The 16980-nt window shown below is 68.3% G+C and carries 16 protein-coding genes, 2 tRNA genes and 5 pseudogenes; 15 read left to right on the forward strand and 8 right to left on the reverse strand.

All coding sequences use genetic code 11. The features are described from left to right. Positions 1–43: 43 nt before the first annotated feature. The gene (locus N0A20_RS16265) at positions 44–331 is read right to left on the reverse strand and encodes a hypothetical protein (protein ID WP_260583989.1); all 288 of its coding nucleotides are present in this window, start codon (positions 329–331) and stop codon (positions 44–46) included. On the opposite strand from N0A20_RS16265, the pseudogene glpX reads away from it, so the two are divergent. The 3 genes and pseudogenes from glpX to N0A20_RS16280 all read left to right on the forward strand — a co-directional run bounded on the left by glpX (position 222) and on the right by N0A20_RS16280 (position 2976). Beyond that, positions 222–1149, forward strand: a pseudogene (glpX, locus tag N0A20_RS16270) (class II fructose-bisphosphatase). The gene N0A20_RS16265 and the pseudogene glpX sit on opposite strands and share 110 nt — an antisense overlap. A 515-nt stretch (positions 1150–1664) precedes the next feature. Then, positions 1665–1868: a hypothetical protein gene (locus N0A20_RS16275; RefSeq protein ID WP_260581368.1), complete on the forward strand. Its 204-nt coding sequence runs from the start codon at positions 1665–1667 to the stop codon at positions 1866–1868. A 64-nt stretch (positions 1869–1932) separates the two neighbouring features. After that, complete coding sequence (locus N0A20_RS16280) at positions 1933–2976, forward strand: TIR domain-containing protein (protein WP_260581369.1); 1044 nt, start codon at positions 1933–1935, stop codon at positions 2974–2976. A 58-nt stretch (positions 2977–3034) separates the two neighbouring features. Here the strand turns inward: N0A20_RS16280 and N0A20_RS16285 are convergent. Next, positions 3035–3522 (reverse strand): annotated as a pseudogene (locus N0A20_RS16285) (flavodoxin family protein). A 65-nt stretch (positions 3523–3587) separates the two neighbouring features. On the opposite strand from N0A20_RS16285, the gene N0A20_RS16290 reads away from it, so the two are divergent. The 9 genes and pseudogenes from N0A20_RS16290 to N0A20_RS16330 all read left to right on the forward strand — a co-directional run bounded on the left by N0A20_RS16290 (position 3588) and on the right by N0A20_RS16330 (position 9820). Beyond that, positions 3588–3944, forward strand: a complete 357-nt coding sequence (locus tag N0A20_RS16290) for a hypothetical protein (protein WP_260581370.1) — start codon at positions 3588–3590, stop codon at positions 3942–3944. Next, entirely contained in the window at positions 3850–5550 is a 1701-nt protein-coding gene (locus N0A20_RS16295; RefSeq protein WP_260581371.1) for an alkyl/aryl-sulfatase, read from the forward strand. Before N0A20_RS16290 ends, N0A20_RS16295 begins: the two co-directional genes overlap by 95 nt. 157 nt (positions 5551–5707) lie before the next feature. Continuing rightward, the gene (locus N0A20_RS16300; RefSeq protein ID WP_260581372.1) at positions 5708–6238 is read left to right on the forward strand and encodes a PH domain-containing protein; all 531 of its coding nucleotides are present in this window, start codon (positions 5708–5710) and stop codon (positions 6236–6238) included. Further along, positions 6235–6654: pseudogene (locus N0A20_RS16305) on the forward strand (PH domain-containing protein); the annotation flags it as partial. The gene N0A20_RS16300 and the pseudogene N0A20_RS16305, both read left to right, overlap by 4 nt. Before the next feature lie 139 nt (positions 6655–6793). Then, positions 6794–7480, forward strand: a complete 687-nt coding sequence (locus N0A20_RS16310; protein WP_260583937.1) for a PH domain-containing protein — start codon at positions 6794–6796, stop codon at positions 7478–7480. Beyond that, positions 7477–7782 carry a PH domain-containing protein gene (locus N0A20_RS16315; RefSeq protein ID WP_260583938.1) on the forward strand — a complete coding sequence of 102 codons (306 nt, stop codon included), beginning with the start codon at positions 7477–7479 and terminating at the stop codon, positions 7780–7782. Before N0A20_RS16310 ends, N0A20_RS16315 begins: the two co-directional genes overlap by 4 nt. Beyond that, a pseudogene (recJ, locus tag N0A20_RS16320) lies at positions 7779–9558 on the forward strand (single-stranded-DNA-specific exonuclease RecJ). The gene N0A20_RS16315 and the pseudogene recJ overlap by 4 nt, the downstream one beginning before the upstream one ends. A gap of 80 nt (positions 9559–9638) precedes the next feature. Next, positions 9639–9714, forward strand: a tRNA-Glu gene (locus N0A20_RS16325). Between the two features lie 31 nt (positions 9715–9745). After that, a tRNA-Glu gene (locus N0A20_RS16330) sits at positions 9746–9820 on the forward strand. 104 nt (positions 9821–9924) lie between these two features. Here N0A20_RS16330 and N0A20_RS16335 read toward each other — a convergent pair. From N0A20_RS16335 to N0A20_RS16345, 3 genes are all read right to left on the reverse strand, one after another. Next, complete coding sequence (locus N0A20_RS16335) at positions 9925–10353, reverse strand: OsmC family protein (protein ID WP_260581373.1); 429 nt, start codon at positions 10351–10353, stop codon at positions 9925–9927. A 51-nt stretch (positions 10354–10404) separates the two neighbouring features. Then, positions 10405–10608 (reverse strand): DUF2061 domain-containing protein, encoded by a 204-nt coding sequence (locus N0A20_RS16340; RefSeq protein ID WP_260581374.1) that lies wholly within the window; start codon positions 10606–10608, stop codon positions 10405–10407. A gap of 71 nt (positions 10609–10679) precedes the next feature. Further along, positions 10680–11036, reverse strand: a complete 357-nt coding sequence (locus N0A20_RS16345) for a DUF962 domain-containing protein (protein WP_260581375.1) — start codon at positions 11034–11036, stop codon at positions 10680–10682. 256 nt (positions 11037–11292) lie between these two features. On the opposite strand from N0A20_RS16345, the gene N0A20_RS16350 reads away from it, so the two are divergent. The 3 genes from N0A20_RS16350 to N0A20_RS16360 all read left to right on the forward strand — a co-directional run bounded on the left by N0A20_RS16350 (position 11293) and on the right by N0A20_RS16360 (position 13465). Beyond that, positions 11293–12041 (forward strand): IS5 family transposase gene (locus tag N0A20_RS16350; protein ID WP_260581376.1). Its coding sequence is split into 2 segments (ribosomal slippage): positions 11293–11620 and positions 11620–12041, totalling 750 coding nucleotides; the frame shifts between segments, so codons are not numbered across the junction. A 111-nt stretch (positions 12042–12152) separates the two neighbouring features. Further along, positions 12153–12806: a purine phosphorylase gene (locus N0A20_RS16355; RefSeq protein WP_260581377.1), complete on the forward strand. Its 654-nt coding sequence runs from the start codon at positions 12153–12155 to the stop codon at positions 12804–12806. Further along, positions 12803–13465 (forward strand): D-Ala-D-Ala carboxypeptidase family metallohydrolase, encoded by a 663-nt coding sequence (locus tag N0A20_RS16360; RefSeq protein WP_260581378.1) that lies wholly within the window; start codon positions 12803–12805, stop codon positions 13463–13465. Before N0A20_RS16355 ends, N0A20_RS16360 begins: the two co-directional genes overlap by 4 nt. 178 nt (positions 13466–13643) lie before the next feature. On the opposite strand, the gene N0A20_RS16365 is transcribed toward N0A20_RS16360, so the two are convergent. The 3 genes and pseudogenes from N0A20_RS16365 to N0A20_RS16375 form a co-directional block, all read right to left on the reverse strand. Continuing rightward, the gene (locus N0A20_RS16365) at positions 13644–14249 is read right to left on the reverse strand and encodes a hypothetical protein (RefSeq protein ID WP_260581379.1); all 606 of its coding nucleotides are present in this window, start codon (positions 14247–14249) and stop codon (positions 13644–13646) included. A gap of 139 nt (positions 14250–14388) precedes the next feature. After that, entirely contained in the window at positions 14389–15681 is a 1293-nt protein-coding gene (locus N0A20_RS16370) for a cytochrome P450 (RefSeq protein ID WP_260581381.1), read from the reverse strand. After that, positions 15678–16980, reverse strand: a pseudogene (locus N0A20_RS16375) (acyl-CoA dehydrogenase family protein). The gene N0A20_RS16370 and the pseudogene N0A20_RS16375 overlap by 4 nt, the downstream one beginning before the upstream one ends.

The following is a 16980-nucleotide window of genomic DNA, read 5'->3' on the forward strand; positions in this document are numbered from 1 at the left end:
GCAGCCGGCGGCGCGGGCCCGTCCTCCTGCGCGCCCGCCGGCGTCACGGCGATGACACAGGCGACGGCGAAAGCGGCGGCGAATCGCACGATGGTTTCTCGACAAGCGCCACAACCGACCATATGGCGCCCACCATGCCGACCGGGCGGAACAAGTAAAGACGGAGAGTGAAGACCATGACGAAGACCGGCAGCAACCTCGACCGGGTGCTCGTGCTCGAAATGGTGCGCGTCACCGAAGCCGCGGCGATCGCCGCCGCGAAGCTGATCGGGCGCGGCGACGAAAAGGCCGCCGATGCCGCCGCGGTCGAAGCGATGCGCACCGCGTTCAACACGCTCTATATGGACGGCACCATCGTGATCGGCGAGGGCGAGCGCGACGAGGCGCCGATGCTCTATATCGGCGAAAAGGTCGGCAACGCGCCGGGCAAGGGCCCGAAGATCGACATCGCGGTCGATCCGCTGGAGGGCACCACGATCACCGCCAAGGCCGAGCCCCAACGCGCTCGCGGTGCTCGCGATCGCCGAGGAAGGCTGCCTGCTCAACGCCCCCGACGTCTATATGGACAAGCTGGCGGTCGGCGCCGGCTATTCGCCCGACATCGTCAATTTCGACAACAGCGTGCGCGAGAATGTCGAGGCGGTGGCGCGCGAAAAGGGCTGTTCGCCCGCCGACATCATCGTCTGCGTCCTCGACCGCCCGCGCCACGAGGCGATCATCGCCGAGCTGCGCGCGATCGGCTGCGGCGTCGCGCTGATCCCCGACGGCGACGTTGCGGGGGTGATCGCGACGACCAACCCCGAAACCAATATCGACATCTATATGGGGTCGGGCGGCGCGCCCGAAGGCGTGCTCGCCGCGGCGGCGCTGCGCTGCGTCGGCGGCCAGTTCAAGGGCCGCCTGCTGTTCCGCAACGACGACGAGCGGCTGCGTGCGAAGAAATGGGGAATCGACGACCTCGAACGCATTTATGACCTCGAGGATCTGGCCAAGGGCGACGTGATCTTCGCCGCGACCGGCGTCACCGACGGGTCGCTGCTGCGCGGGGTCAAGCATCGCCGCGGCGGTGTGCTGACCACCGAGACCGTCGTGATGCGCGCTTCATCGGGCACGGTGCGCTGGGTGAAGGGCGAGCACCGGGTCGGCTGAGCGCGCAAAAAAGTCGGTTATTCCTTTGGCGCTTATGTCCTCTGCAAACTCAAGCGGCCTGTCGGGTTCGGGGTGGGAGGCGGACGTTTGGCGACGCGCTCAGCAAGCGTTGTTCGAGGCTGATGGGGCGGATATTTTGTTTCGCACAAAGGCACAAAGGCACGAAGAGGGCCGTTCGCGGCCGAAAGGCCGCCTTATCATCGACGTCAATCCTTAGACGAGGTTGAAGAGGGAACGCCGCTTCGCGGCAAGCACGACATCTTCGTGCCTTTGTGCCTTTGTGCGAAATCAATCTCACCCACGTCGGCGCACCGCGCCTTCGGTGCCGCCGATAAGCCTGCGTCCGCTTCCGCCCGAAACCGGCCATTCCCGTCCCGGGTTTGCAAAAGACGTCATCGCCATTCCTTTCCGGCAAGTATGTGTTCCCCGGCGAAAGCCGGGGTCCAGGAGGAATAGCGCTGCCCATCCGGACCCCGGCTTTCGCCGGGGAACAGGGCCGCTCCCTGGTCCAGGGTATGAACCCCAAAAAAACTTGCCATGACCCGCGCATCGCGGCGATAGCGGCGGCAGGCCGCGCGCCGGGGCACCTGGGCGACCCCACCGACCCCGCGATGCCCGCGTCGCTGTTCCTCGATTCGGACGCGGTGATCGCGGCGCTGTCGCCCGCCATCCCCGACCCGGCGACGTTGAAGGCGCCGCGCGCCGCCAAGGGAAAATAGCCGCCCGGCATGGGTTGACCGCAGCCGCGGCTATGGCATCGTCGCCGCACAGGGGGATAGGGCGATGGAAGAAGCGAAACGTCCGCGGCTGTTCGTCAGCCACCATTCGAGCAAGTTCGACGTCGCGCTGCACGTCGAAAAGGCGCTGGCGCGCCACGGCGTCGACTGCTGGATCGCGCCGCGCGACGTGGGTCCCGGCGAGGCGTTCGATTCGGCGATCATGGCGGCGATCCGCGACGGCGCGGGCGTCCTGCTGCTGTTCTGCAGCCAGTCCGACAAGAGCCCGCACGTCAAGCGCGAGCTGATCCTGGCCGACAGCGCGCACAAGGCGATCATCCCTCTGCGGCTCGAAGAAATCGTTCCCAACGACCTCGCCTATCATCTCGCCAGCGCGCAATGGATCGACTGGCTGGAAAAGCGCGACGAATCGATGGCGCGCATCGCCGCCAAGGCGCAACAGCTGGCAGGCACCGCGCCGCCGCCGCCCGCCGCCGCCCCGGCGGCGCACGCCGCGGCCGACAATCTGCACGCAGCGTTGCTCGCGGGCGAGGCCGCGCCCGCGCAGCCCGCTGCCCCGCCGCCGCCGCCGCGCGGCCGCCGAAGCGCCGGCATGAGCATCCAGGTGCGCACGCTGGTGATGGCGGGGCTCGCGGCCGCGGTCGCCATCCTCGCCGCGATGCTGTTCCTGTCCGGCGGCGACGAGCCGAAACGCGCCGAAGCGGGCCCGGCCGCCGAAGCGCCCGCAACCCCGGCAGCCGCGACGGCGCCCGTCCTGCCGGTTGCCGAGGCGCCGGTCGTCCGGGCACCCGGACCGATCCGCGCGCGGCTCGCCCCGACCTTCAACTGCGACCGCGCCGCGACGCAGGCGGAAAAATTCATCTGCGGAGACGACGAGCTGGCGTCGCTCGACCGCGAGATGGCGCGCGCCTTTCGCCAGTGGCGCAGCGTCGCGGGACCCCGCCTGCGCGACATCGAGGCCGAACAGCGCAACTGGCGCGTCGGCGTGCGCGACGCCTGCGGCGACGCAGCGTGCGTCGCGAACACGATGCGCCAGCGCATCGCGCAGATCGACGAGCGGCGGATCGCCTATTCCGAAGGCCGCTATTGAAGGGCTTCGCGTCGCTGTATTGATGTGATAATACAGCCGGGCGATGCGACACGCCCGGTCAGAATATCCCCGCAGCCAATCCTTCGGCGAGCGCCGCGCCCAGCGCGCGCGCTTCGGCGAGGCGGGCGGGCTCGATGGTCTTGGGCGCCAGGATCGCCTCGGGCGTCTGCGCGGCGGTATTCACGATCAACGGATCGGCGACGCGTTTCAGCCGCCAGCCGGTCGCGATGCGGTCGAGCTGGCGCTGGGCGTTCTCGCCGTCCGAGCCCGCGCAGACGATCGTCGCATAGGGGCGGCCTTCGAGCCGAGCCGAGGCACGGATAATAGCAGCGGTCGAACATCTCCTTCATCGCGCCCGACAGCGCGGCGAGATTTTCGGGGCCGACGAAGAGATAGCCATGCGGCCGCGAACAGATCGGCGGGCGTCACATCGTTCGCCGCGACCAGCCTTGCCGTCGTCGCCCCCTCGGCGGCGGCACGGGCAAGCGCTTCGCTGCCGCCGGTGCGGCTGTGCCAGGCGATCAGCAGGTGCGGCGCGTCGGTCATGCCGCGATGCTTGCCAAGCCGCGGCGCGGCGCGCAAGCTGCCCCCAAAACAGGGGGAGACAGACGATGCGCCGATTGACCGCGATGCTGCTGGCCGCGAGCCTGCCGCTGACCGCCGCCGCGCAGGATGCGGCGAGCGAAGCGACGCGCATTTTGCAGGCGGGGACCGCGATGCGCCTGCCGCTGGGCGACCCGCGCGACATGGAAAATGCGACACGCGGCAAGCTCGCCGAGATTCCGGGCGGGGTCATATTGGACGGGGTCGAGCAAGACAGTGTGGGACCGGCGGCCCTATTCCTTTCTCGACGCCGAGCATGGCCCCGATACGGTGAATCCGTCGCTGTGGCGGCAGGCGCGGCTCGACGCGGTGCACGGGCTGTTCGAGGTGGTGCCGGGCAAGATCTGGCAGATCCGCGGCTATGACATCTCGGTGATGACGATCATCCGCGGCAAGACCGGGTGGATCGTGGTCGATCCTTTGCTGTCCGAGGAAGCCGCGGCGGCGGGGTGGAAACTCTTCGCCGACACCGTCGAGGCGAAGGAGGGCAAGAAGCCGATCAGGGCGGTGATCTTCAGCCACAGCCACAGCGACCATTTCGGCGGCGTCGGCGGCATCGTCACCTCCGAACAGGTGGCGAAGGAGAAAATCCGCATCATCGCCCCGCACGGCTTTTCGGAGGAGGCGACCTCCGAAAATGTCCTCGCGGGCGGCGCGATGGGGCGGCGCGCGGTCTATATGTTCGGGTCGATCCTGCCGCCCGGACCCGCGGGGCAGGTCGATACCGGGCTGGGGCCCAAGCTGTCGACCGGCACCATCGGCTATATGGAGCCGACCGAGACGGTGAGCGAAAAGGGCGGCACGCTGACGATCGACGGGCTGGCCTTAGAATTTCTCGACGCCGGCGGGACCGAGGCGCCGTCGGAGTTCGTCTTCTACATCCCCGCATATAAGGCCTTACACACAACCGAGGTGGTGACGCACACGCTGCACAATGTGCTGACGCTGCGCGGGGCGCAGGTGCGCGACGCGCTGCGCTGGTCGAAGGTGATCGACGCCGCGCTGCTCCAATGGGGCGGCAAGGCCGAGGTCGCGCTGGCGTCGCATCACTGGCCGACCTGGGGCGCGGGCGAGGTCAGCGCGCTGCTGACCAACCAGCGCGATGCCTATCGCTATGTCCACGACCGCACGCTGTTTCTCGCCAATCGCGGCGCGACGCTGCACGAGCTGGCAGACCAGACCCCCGAGGCGCCGGTGCAGGGCCGCGATTTTTCGACGCGCGGCTATTACGGCACGCTTAACCACGACATGAAGGCGGTCTATCAGCGCTATTTCGGCTGGTGGGACGGCAATCCCGCCCATTTCAACCCGATCCCGCCCGAACAGTCGGCGCCCAGATATGTCGCGCTGGCGGGCGGGGCGGACAAGCTGCTGAGCGCGGGCAAGGCGGCGATCGCGGCGGGCGAGTATCGCTGGGCGGCCGAGCTGCTGAACAAGCTGGTGTTCGCCGAACCGCGGAACGAGGCGGCGAAGGCGGCGCTGGCCTCGGCCTATGACCAGCTCGGCTATCAGGCCGAGTCGGGCGCGTGGCGCAACTATTATCTCGCCGCCGCCGCGACGCTGCGCGGCACCGCGGTCGAAGCGACGTCGGGCAACGGGCAGAGCCGCAGCTTCGTCAGCGCGATCCCGACCGCGGTCTTCTTCGATGCGCTCGCGACGCGCTTCGATGCGGCGAAGGGGAGCGCCATCGCCGGCACCTTCCAGTTCGTGCTGCCCGACAGCAAGGAGGCGGTGGCGGTCTCGGTCGGCGGCGGGGTCGAGTTCCCGCGCCATGGCGTCACCGACCCCGCGCCGACCGCGACGGTCACCATCGACCGCAGGACATTGGACGATGTGATGCTGGGCCAGGCGCAATTCCCCGCGCTGCTGCAATCGGGGGCGATCCGGATCGACGGCGACAGGCAAGCCTTTCTGAGCTGGTTCGCGCTGCACCCGCCCGCCGACCCGCGGTTCAATGTGGTCGAACCATGAAGCGCCAGTCCTTGAGCAAAACACCGCCCGTGCTCCCGCGAAGGCGGGGGCCCATCTCCGAACGGCTCGATTTTGGACCGGCCGGAGATGGGTCCCCGCCTTCGCGGGGACACACAGAGGATTTCAATTGAATGCCACCCTGCTCTAACGGAGGATCATGACCGACATCGAGACCGTTCACCCGACCGATCCCTTCGATCCGCAGGCGCTCAACGCCGCCGAAGGGCTCGATCCGGTCGATCCGCGCTATGTCCATGTCCTGCGCGCGACGACGGCGCTGAACCTGATCCCGCTGGCGATCGGCGCCAGCCTGTTCGACGCGCTGCTGATCCGCAGCATCGGGGGACCCTATGGGCTGATCACCGGGCTGGCTTGGCTGGCCGCGATCATCATGATCGTCAATTTCCCGGCGCGGCGGATGCAGCGCTGGGGCTACCGGATCGGCGAGGGGCAGCTGCGCGTCGCGCGCGGCTGGCTGTTCCGCACCGACACGATCGTGCCCTTCGTGCGCGTCCAGCATATCGACGTCGGCCAGGGGCCGGTCGAGCGCTGGTTCGGCCTGTCGCACCTGATCGTCCACACATCGGGCACCCACAACAGCACGGTCACCCTGCCCGGCCTGCCCGCCGACCTCGCCGCCGCGATGCGCGAAACGATCCGCCGCCATATCCAGACCGACTTCGCATGAGCGACGCCGCCGCCCTGCCCACCGCCCCACCCGTTGCCGTCGCGCCCGAGCCCGACTGGCAGCGGCTGCACCCCGCGACGCTGGCGCTCGCCATCGTCAGGCTGGGGCCGCGCAGCCTGAATTTCCTGCCCGCCGTCGCGGCGATCGGGATCGCGGGCAAATGGATCTATGCGATCCCCGCGCTGCTCCTGTTCCTGCTCTTCTCGCTGATCGCCGCCTGGCTCAAATGGCTGCGTTTCCGCTTCCTCGTCGGCGACGACGAGATCGTCATCGAGAGCGGCATCCTGTCGCGCCAGCATCGCACCATCCCCTTCGACCGCATCCAGGACGTCAGCATCGAACAGGGCCTCGTCGCACGCGCGCTCGGCATCGCCAAGGTCGGCTTCGAAACCGGGGCCGGCGGCGCGGGCAAGGAGAATGACGCCGATCTCGACGCGATTTCACTCGACGCGGCGCAGGCGCTGCGCACGACGATCCGCGCGCATCGCAGCGCGCCGGTCGCGGCCGCAGCGCCCGTCGCGGCGGTCGCGGGCGAAACGGCGGCGGCACGGGCCCATGACGAAGACCGGCTGCTCTTCGCGATGGGGCCGCGCCGGCTTCGTCATCGCCGGGCTGTTCAACTTCTCGCTCGCCGCGCTCGCGGTGGTCGGCGCTGGCATGCAGTTCTTCGACAATCTGCTGCCCTTCAACATCTTCGACCCGCGCGACTGGGCCGATATCGCCGGCGATTACGGCCTCGACCGGTGGGTGGTCGCGCATCGCTGGATCGCGGGGATCGGCGGCGTCGTCTCGCTGCTGCTGATCGGTTTCGCGAGCGGCATCGCGACGATGATCTTCGCCAACTGGAACTTCCGCCTGACGCGCGAGCCGCGCGCGCTGCGCCGCACGCGCGGGCTGACGACGCGCACCGACGTCGCCATCCCGGTGCGCCGGGTGCAGGCGGCGATCCTCGTCACCGGCTGGTTCCGCAAGCGTTTCGGCTGGCACGAACTGCGGCTGCAAAGCCTGGCGAGCGACGGCGGCAAGGAAAAGGACCATCAGGTCGTCCCCTTCGCGCAGCTTGCCGAGATCGACCCGGTGCTCGCCGAAATCGCGATCCCGCGCGCCGAGCGAGGATGCCGGCTGGCGGCACAGCCACCGCATCGTCGCGCTCGGCGGCCTCGTCGGTGGGCTGTGCGCAAGCGCCGCGCGGGCTGGTCGCAGTCGCCTTCGGGCAGGCGCTCGGCTGGTTCGGGCCGGTGATCGGTGTGCTGATCGCGGCGGGCGCGCTGTTCGGCGCGCGCTTCCACCGCTGGGTCGATCTCGGCGACAGGGTCGCGATCCGGCGCGGGATGTGGAAACCCAAGACGACCTTGCTGCCGCACGCCTCGGTACAGAGCGCCGACCTCAAGACCGACTTCATCCTGCGCCCGCTTGGCCTCGCGACGCTCGTCTTCGGCGTGCCCGGCGGCAGCGCGCTCGCCAGCCACGAAATCCCCGCCATCCCGCGCGCCATCGCAGAGGAGTTGCGCGCGCGCATCCTGGCCGCCAAGGCAAGGGCATGACCGACACCGCAAGCGAACCGGCTCTGGGTATCGCCCGCTCGATCGCGGGCCAGCCGTGGCACTGGCGCCGCGCAAGCGCCGACATGGCGAGCGAAAATCTCGCGCCCGACGACCTTGTCACCCAATTGCTGCTCGCGCGCGGGGTGCCGCGCGACGATCTCGAACGCCAGCGCACCCCGACCTTGCGCGGCTTCATGCCCGACCCGGCGCTGTTCAGGGACATGGACGCCGCCGCCGCGCGGCTCGCCGATGCGGTCGAGGCCAAAGAGGCCATCACCATCTTCGGCGATTATGACGTCGATGGCGCGACATCGGCCGCGCTGCTCGTGCGGCTGCTGCGCGACCTCGATGTCCCGGTCGGCGCCTATATCCCCGACCGGCTGATGGAGGGCTACGGCCCCTCGGGCGCGGCGCTGGTCAAGATCGGCGAGGCGGGGTCGAAGCTGGTCGTCACCGTCGATTGCGGCGCGCAGGCGTTCGACGCGATCGCCGAAGCCAATGCGGCGGGGGTCGAGACGATCATCGTCGACCATCACCAATGCGCGACCACGCTGCCCGCGGCCTTTGCGGTGGTGAACCCCAACCGGCTCGACGAGGCGCCCGACGCGGCGGCGCACGGCAATCTGGCGGCGGTCGGGGTCGCCTTCCTGCTCGGCGCCGCGCTGCTGCGCGCGCTCCGGACGCGCGGCTTTTTCGCGAATCGCCCCGAGCCCGCGCTGATCGAGCTGCTCGACCTCGTGGCGCTCGGCACCGTCGCCGATGTCGCGCGCCTGACCGGCTTCAACCGCGCGCTGGTGACGCAGGGGCTGAAGATCATGGCGCGGCGCGGCAATATCGGGCTGGCGGCGCTGATGGACGCGGCGCGGCTCACGAAACCGCCCACCGCGACCGACATGGGCTTCGCGCTCGGTCCGCGGATCAACGCCGAGCGGGCGCGTCGGCAAGTCCGATCTCGGCGTCCGTCTGCTCACCACCGGCGACCCGCAGGAAGCCGCCGAGATTGCGCAGGAGCTGGGCCGGCTGAACGAGGAGCGCCGCGCGATCGAGGCGGGGGTGCTCGACGAGGCGCTGGCGATGAGCGCGCGCGCGGGCAATGCGCCGGTCGCGATCGTCGCGGGTCCGGGCTGGCATCCGGGGGTGATCGGCATCGTCGCGGGACGGCTCAAGGAAAAGCTCCATCGCCCGGCGATCGTCATCGCACTGGACGAGAATGGCGTGGGCAAGGGATCGGGGCGCTCGATCGGCGGCGTCGACCTGGGCGCCGCGGTGCTTGCCGCCAAGGAATCGGGCCTGCTCGTCGCGGGCGGCGGCCATGCGATGGCGGCGGGGCTGACCGTCGCGGCCGACAAGCTCGATGCGCTCGGCGCCTTCCTCAACGAGCGCCTCGCCGCCGACGTCGAACGCGCGAGCGGCGACCGCGCGCTGCTGATCGACGCGGTGCTGGCGCCGCGCGGCATCGCGCCGCTGTGGTGCGAGGCGATCGAGAGCGCGGGCCCCTATGGCGCCGGCTGGCCCGCGCCGCGCGTCGCGACGGGGCCGGTGCAGATCGTCGAGGCGAGCATCGTCGGCACCGACCATGTCCGGCTGATCGTGTCGGGCGACGACGGCGCGCGGTTCAAGGCGATCGCCTTTCGCAGCGCCGAGACCGCGCTGGGCCAGACCTTGCTGAACGCACGCGGGCGCAAATTATGGCTCGCGGGGCGCGCGAAACGAGACGATTGGGGCAGCCGCCCGGCGGCCGAACTGCATCTGGAGGATGCCGCCTGGGCCGATTGATGCCGCGACGCCTGCCGTTATTGCGCGAACGGGTTGACCGCAAAGATATGCGCGTCTAAGGCGCCCGCTCACCGACTGACGGCCCCTTCGTCTAGCGGTCTAGGACGCGGCCCTTTCACGGCTGAAACACGGGTTCGAGTCCCGTAGGGGTCACCATCGGCGGTCTTCATGCCGAACCGGCATTTGCGGCCCCTTCGTCTAGCGGTCAGGACGCGGCCCTCTCACGGCTGAAACACGGGTTCGATTCCCGTAGGGGTCACCAGCTTTCCCGCCTTCCCGGGAAAGCCTGACTCCGGGCCCATTCGGCCGACGGTCAAGACTCCTTGTGCGAACGTCCGGCCTGGCGCCCGACCGGGCGGGAGACGCCTAGTTTTCGAGGCTATGTTCGAGCGTGATCTCGCAATCGAGAAGCTTCGACACCGGGCAGGTCATCTCCGCCTCTTTCGCGATCGCCGCGAAGTCCCCGGCCGAAATGCCAGGGACCCTGGCGGTCAGGGTGAGCGCCGAGCTCGAAATCTCGAACCCGCCCTCGACCTGGTCGAGCGTCACCGCCGCGGTGGTTTCGATGCTGCCGCCGCCATAGCCCGCGCGCGCCAGCCCGAACGACAGGGCCATGGTGAAACAGGCCGCGTGCGCCGCCGCGATCAGCTCCTCGGGATTGGTCCCCGGCTGCCCCTCGAAGCGCGTGCCGAAGCCATAGGGCTGTTTGTCGAGCACCCCCGATCGGGTGGTGATCGACCCCTTGCCCTCCTTGCCGAAGCCTTCGTAGCGGGCGGATGCGCGGTTGACGGTCATGGCATGTCTCCTTGGGCCGGGAACGATGGACGGGGACTCGGAAGCCTGCGGTCAGGCCGCGGCGAACCTACGCCCCGCGCCCGCGCGCTTCCACGCCTTTTCGTGAAAGAAAAAGGCCACCGCGTTGATGCACGGCTCGACGACCGCGATCCCGCCCGCGAGCGCGACCGATCCGGTCATGACATAGGCGACGCCGAACCCGATCGTCAGGTGCAGCGACAAATAGGTCAGCGTCTTGATCAGGTCGGTGGGCATGGCACGGCTCCGGTTGGGCAATGCCAGACAGTTAAGAATAATTCGCAACAAGGGCCAATGCGGCCTTTCGCTCACTCTGATCGATTTTGCGCGCGGCGGCGCGCGACCCCCGCCGCGTCGAGTTCGGGGCCCAGCCGCCCGGTCAGCCACAGCGCCCACATCCGGAAATCGGCGGCGAGGCTCCACAGCGGATAGGTGAAGGTCGCCGGCCGGTTCTTCTCGACCCCGAAATGCGCGACCCAGGCGAAGAAATAGCCCGCGACCGGCAAGGCGGCGAGCCACGTCCAGCGGCCGGTGGCGACCGCCGCGATCGCGATCGCCACGACGAGGCTGGTCCCGACATAGTGCAGCGCCCGCGTCGACGCCTTGCTGTGCTCGCGCAGGTAGAAGGGCCAGAAGGCGGCGAAGCTGGTGTAGGTTCGCGGCATGGCGAAAGGATGCGCCGGTCGCCGCACCGGGTCAAGCGGGCACGGGAAAGGCGATGATGTCTTTTTTGCAAAGCCGGGGCGGGGATGGCCGGTATGGGGCGTTAGCGGACGTTTATTCTCCCCTCCCGCAGGCGGGAGGGGTCGGGGGTGGGCAGCGACGTTGCCATGACCCACCCCGCTGCGACTAGGCTCAGGACCTATTAAAATGCTTGCGCGTTAGGTTCGGGTTTGATTCAAGGTGGCCGGAGGTGCTGCCATGAGTGACTTGTTGCTGTTGAGTGAGGCGCAGATGCGCCGGATCGAGGGATATTTTCCGCTGTCGCATGGAGTACCGCGGGTCGATGACCAGCGGATATTGAGCGGGATCTTGTTCGTGATCCGCAACGGTCTGCGCTGGCGCGACGCGCCGACGGGCTACGGGCCGCACAAGACGATCTACAACCGCTTCATCCGCTGGAGCCGGTTAGGGGTGTTCAACCGCATCTTCGCCGAACTGGCCAGGGATGGCGACGGGGTTCTGATGATCGACGCGACCCACCTCAAGGCGCATCGCACCGCCGCCAGCCTGCTCAAAAAGGGGCTCTACCCCGATGTATCGGACGCAGCCGGGGCGGGCTGACCACCAAGCTGCATGTGCTGTGCGATGGCCGGGGACGTCCCTTGCGGCTCCACCTCACCGAAGGCCAGCGCAGCGACCACAAAGGTGCGGAGGCTCTGGTCAAGATCATGCCCGAAGCCGAACGCCTCATCGGCGATCGAGCCTATGCTTCGCGCTGGTTCCGCAAAACTCTCGCCGACAGGGGCATCGCGGCCTGCATCCCGCCCCATCGCAGCCATAAGGTCCAGAACTGCTACGATAAAAGTCTCTATCGCCAGAGACATAAAATCGAAAACCTCTTCGCTCGCCTCAAGGACTGGCGCCGCATCCACACCCGCTACGACCGATGCGCCGACATCTTCCTCGCAGCCATCACCTTCGCCGCCATCTTCCTCTTTTGGATTTAATGAGTCCTGAGCCTAGTCTCCGCGTCTCCGCGTGAACCAAAATCGCGGTCGCCTTGGCCCCTCCACGCGATCAAGGCTGGCGATGATCGCCGCACCCGCTAAACCAACCCCATGAACCTCCTCATCCTCGCCGCCCTCCCCGAAGAGGCCGACGCGCTCTTCCCCGGCACCGGCGCCCGCGACGACGGCCTCGTCCCCCTCCGCCGCCTCGCCGCGCACGGCCACGCCGTCACCATCGCCACCTGCGGCCTCGGCAAGGTCAACGCCGCGCTCGCCGCGGGCCTGTTCGCCGCCGATGCCGATATCCTCCTCATCTCCGGCACCTGCGGCGCGCTCGGCGCCGAGGCGGGCCGCGCCTATTGGCTCGCCGAGGCGGTGCAGCATGATTATGGCGCCAGCCAGCCCGGGCGCTTCCGCCGCTACCGCGCCGGCGACTGGCCGATCGGCGAACCGGGAGAAGCGCATTTCGCCGCCATGCCCGACCCCGGTCTCGGCCTCCCCCACGCGCGCATCGCCAGCGGCGACAGTTTCGTCGCCTGCCCCGACGCCGCCGCCGACCTTGCGGCCGATCTCGGCGCGACGCTCGTCGACATGGAGGTCGGCGCGGTGGCGCAGGTCGCGGCGCGACTCGGCAAGCCCTGGGCCGCGATCAAGGCGGTGACCGATGACGCCAACGGCGCCAGCGGCGGCGATTTCCAGGCCAACCTGCTGCGCGCCGCGCGCCAGGCGGCGACGGAGGTCGAACGGCTGGTCGCGATGCCGTGAAGCGCGCGCTGGCCGCCGCGCTGTTGCTGGGTCTCGCGGGTGCCGCCGTGTGGCTGCTGCTCACCCGCTCGGTCGCGCCGATCGCGCGCGTCGAACCGCAGCGCGACGCCGACCTGTTCGCGGCCTGGCGCATGGGCGCCGCGAAGGACGATGTGACCGCGATCGCGGCCTATCTCGAAAAAGAGGGCGTCGCCGGCGTCCTGCCGATCGCCGACATATTGCGCAGCGACGCGCGCTGGCGGACCTGCAAGGGGGCCCAGCCCTTCGCGGTCCCGCCGCGCCATCTGTGGCCGGCGATGGTCCCGACCCTGCGCTACATCCGCGACGAATTGGTGCCGGTCACCGGCCCCGTGCGCGTCGTGTCGGGCTATCGCGACCCCGTCGCCAATGGCTGCTTCAAGGGCGCGAAGGCGAGCCGCCACCTGCGCTTCGCCGCGCTCGACCTGACCCCGGTCGCGCCGCTGTCGCGCGACGACCTCATCGCCCGGCTATGCCCCCTCCACGCCCGCACCGGCGCACGCTTCGACGTCGGCCTCGGCATCTACGCCATCACGCGCTTCCATATCGACACGGCGGGCTATCGCCGCTGGGGCGCCGACTATCATGCGATGTCGTCGCCGTGCCCGACGAACCCGTCCCTGAGGTCACCCCCGGCTTGACCCCGGGCCTGCTTCTTTTGAAGGGAGGGCCGGATCAAATCCGGGATGACGAATGTCTGGAAACGGCCGATCCGGTCATTCCCGTCCATGAAGGGAGAATGTTCCCCTCCTCGGTAAGGCAAATCGCCTGTGCCTCTCCACCATCTTCGATGATCCCTCGCTCCGTTTCCGGGAGGACCTAGCGGGCGAAGCAGTTCGCCCCCGCGAACAGCGCGTCGATCTTGGCCGCATCGCCGGGCGCGGCGAACATGCCGCCGACGGTGTTGTCGCCCGAACCGAGGCTGAATTCCTCGCCGAGCGTGCTGTCCTCCATCATCACCAGCGTCACCGATTCCGCCGCCTTCGCGCGCGCGGTGCCGATGGCGATGCCGGACAGGGTGGAATATTGGTCGGCGCCGGGTTCGTTGCCGAGGAACCAGCCGACGAACTTGCCGCCCTGAAAGTTCAGCGTCATCGCGTCGAAGCGGGTGAAGTCCATCGGACCCGCGCCGCATTCCTCGTTGGTGCTGCGATCGTCGAGCGTGCCGGCGACGCGGGCGAGCGCCTCCTCCGCCTGCGCGCGCGGGACGCCGAAGGCGAGCAGGCTGGCCTTGCCGCTGGCCTTGTCGACGAAGCGCAGCCCTTCGCCGTCGAGCGCGACGCCGGTGGTCGCGGCGGCGGGGCCGTCGGCCTTGGCCTCGGGAACCGGCGGCGCGACGGGGTCGCTGTCCGCCGGGGCGCTGTCGGCGGCGGGTTTGCACGCGGCGAGCAGGCCGATCAGGACGAGGGTGGTCAGGTTGCGCATCGCTCAGCTCCTGCGGAGAAGGGGAAGCAGCACTATCGCACCGAGGGCGGCGAGCGCCACAACCTTTTGTGCGTCCCGGCTGTCCATCCTGCGCAGCTGACGCCGGACAAGGCCGTGGATCATGTTTCTCCCTTTCCGCTCAGGCGAATTCGAAGCGGAGCGGCAGCGTGCGCGGGCCGTTGACGAACCAGCTTTTGGTGAACGTCATCTCGCCATCGGGCTCGATCGCGCGCAGACGCGGCAGCAGCGTTTCGAACAGGATTTTCAGCTCGAGCCGCGCGAGATGCTGGCCGATGCACATATGCGCGCCATGGCCGAATGCGAGCTGCCTGTTGGGCTGGCGATCGAGGCGGAAGGCGAACGGGTCGTCGAACACCGCCTCGTCGCGATTGCCCGACGCGTAGCAGAGCATGAGCCAGTCGCCCTTCGCGATCTTTCGTCCGCCGACTTCGGTGTCTTCGGTCGCCGAACGCATGAAGGTCTTGACCGGGCTGGTCCAGCGGATCGCCTCCTCAACGAAAGCCGGGATCAGCGCGGGGTCGGCCTTGAGCTGCGCAAGAAGCCCCGGATCGCGGGCCAGCACGCCCATTCCGCCCGCGAGCGACGAAGAAGTGGTGTCGTGTCCCGCCGTTGCGACGATGGTGAAATATCCCGTCGCCTCGCGGTCCGAAATCGGCGCGCCGTCGATCACGGCATTGGCGATGACACTGGCGAGATCGTCACGCGGATGGGCGCGCCGGTCCCTGGCGATGCCCATGAAATATTTGCGGATGTCGGCCATGACCGCCGCAATGATCCTGTTCAGGATGAACGGCGGCAGCGCACCGATCAGCGACCTTTTGCCCTTGTCCTGGGTGCCGAAGATATCCTGCGTCAATTTCAGCATTTTCGGCTTGTCGGACATCGGCACTCCGAGGATGGTCATGATGACATGCAGCGGATAGCCGAGCGCGACGTCGGTTACGAAGTCGCAGCGCCCGCCCATCGCCGCCATCCTGCCCACCTCGGCGTGCGCGATGGCACGGATGCCGGCTTCCAGCTGCCTGACGCTGCCCGGCGAGAACCATTTGAAGGTCAGCGCGCGATATTTGGGATGATCGGGGGCGTCCATCTGAACCAGCGAGCGAACCAGATGCGGGCTGCCGCCGGTCATCCTGCGTACCCGCCGTTCGTCCGCGATCGTCGCCAGCGTCGTCGAACGATCGCCGCTGTGAAAGAGCGCGTTCCGACGGCTGATCTCCAGAATGTCGGCATGGCGCGTCACCGCCCAGAACGGATCGAAACCCGGCACCTCGACCCGGCCCAGCGGATTGTTCGCGCGCAGCCAGCGATAGGCATCGTGAATGCGCTCACCCGCATAGGCGGCGGGATCGACGAGCGTCCGTGCGATGGCGTCGGGGACAAGCGCGTCGACGGCCGCGGCAGCGTTCATGCCGCGGGCGCTTTCGCGAATTCGGCCTTGCGCGGCCCCATATAGCCAAAGAGGAACGCCGCAACCTTGCGCATCTGAATCTCTTCGGCGCCTTCGGTGATGCGATAGCGGCGGTGGTGGCGATAGATATGCTCGAACGGCTTGTGGCGCGAATAGCCGATGCCGCCATGGATCTGCATCGCCCGGTCGGCCGCTTCGCAGACCAGCCGGTTCGCCCAATAATTGCACATGCTGACCTTGTCGGAGAGGGTGCGTTCGACCGCTTTGTGATCCATCCGGTCCATCTGCCATGCGGTCTTGCGGATCAGCAGGCGCAGCATCTCGGTCTGGGTCGCCAGTTCGACGAGCGGCCACTGGATCGCCTGATTGTCGGAAAGCGGCTTGCCGAAGGGCTTTCGCGCCCGCGCATATTTCACGCTTTCTTCGATGCAATAGACCGCGGCGCCGAGCGACGAGGCCGCCTGGCGGATGCGGTTCTGGTGGACGAAGCTTTGCCCAAGCCCGAGCCCGCGATCGACCTCGCCCCAATAGCTGTCCTCGGGCAGCCACACGTCGGTGAAGCTGACGCGCGGATGGTCGGTGGGCATGTTGAAGGTCCACAGCCATTCCTCGATCTTCACCCCCGGCGCGTCGGCGGGCACGATGAAGCATGTGATCCCCTTGGCGTCGCCATCCTCGCCCGAGGTGCGCGCAAAAACCATGGCATGCGTCGCCACATGCATGCCCGTCGTCCACATCTTCTCGCCGTTGAGCAACCACCCCGGCTAAGCCGTCGCGCTCCTGCCGCACCGCGCGGGTTTCCATATGGGTGGCGTCGGAGCCGTGGCCGGGCTCGGTCAGGCCGAAGGCGGCGATCATCTCTCCCTTCAGCAGCTTTTCGCCGTCGCGCGCGTCCTGTTCGGCCGTCGCGAATTCACGGAACATCATGATGAAGGGATTGTTGCCGACGATCGAATGCTCGTTCTGAAGATCATTATGGAGGCCGAGCCCCTTGGCCGCCAGATGCTCGCGGATCACCGCCATGGCGAGGTTCGACCCCCCGCCGCCGCCATATTCCCTGGGCCAGGCAAAGCGCATATGCCCCGCCGCATCGGCACGCTCGCGCGCTTCCTTCAGCAGGGCTTCCCACTCGGGCCGCGGCAGCCCGTGATTGTCCCAGTCGGTGCGCGCATGTTCGCGCCGATGATCGAAGAAACGTTCGTTGTCGTCCTTCGCCTGCAGCGGCTTGATGTCGCTTTCGATGAAGCGATCGAGTTCGGCGAGATAGAGGATCAGGTCCTCGGGGAGGGTGAAATCCAT

This window comes from Sphingopyxis sp. PET50, from assembly GCF_025244705.1.
GTDB lineage: Bacteria > Pseudomonadota > Alphaproteobacteria > Sphingomonadales > Sphingomonadaceae > Sphingopyxis.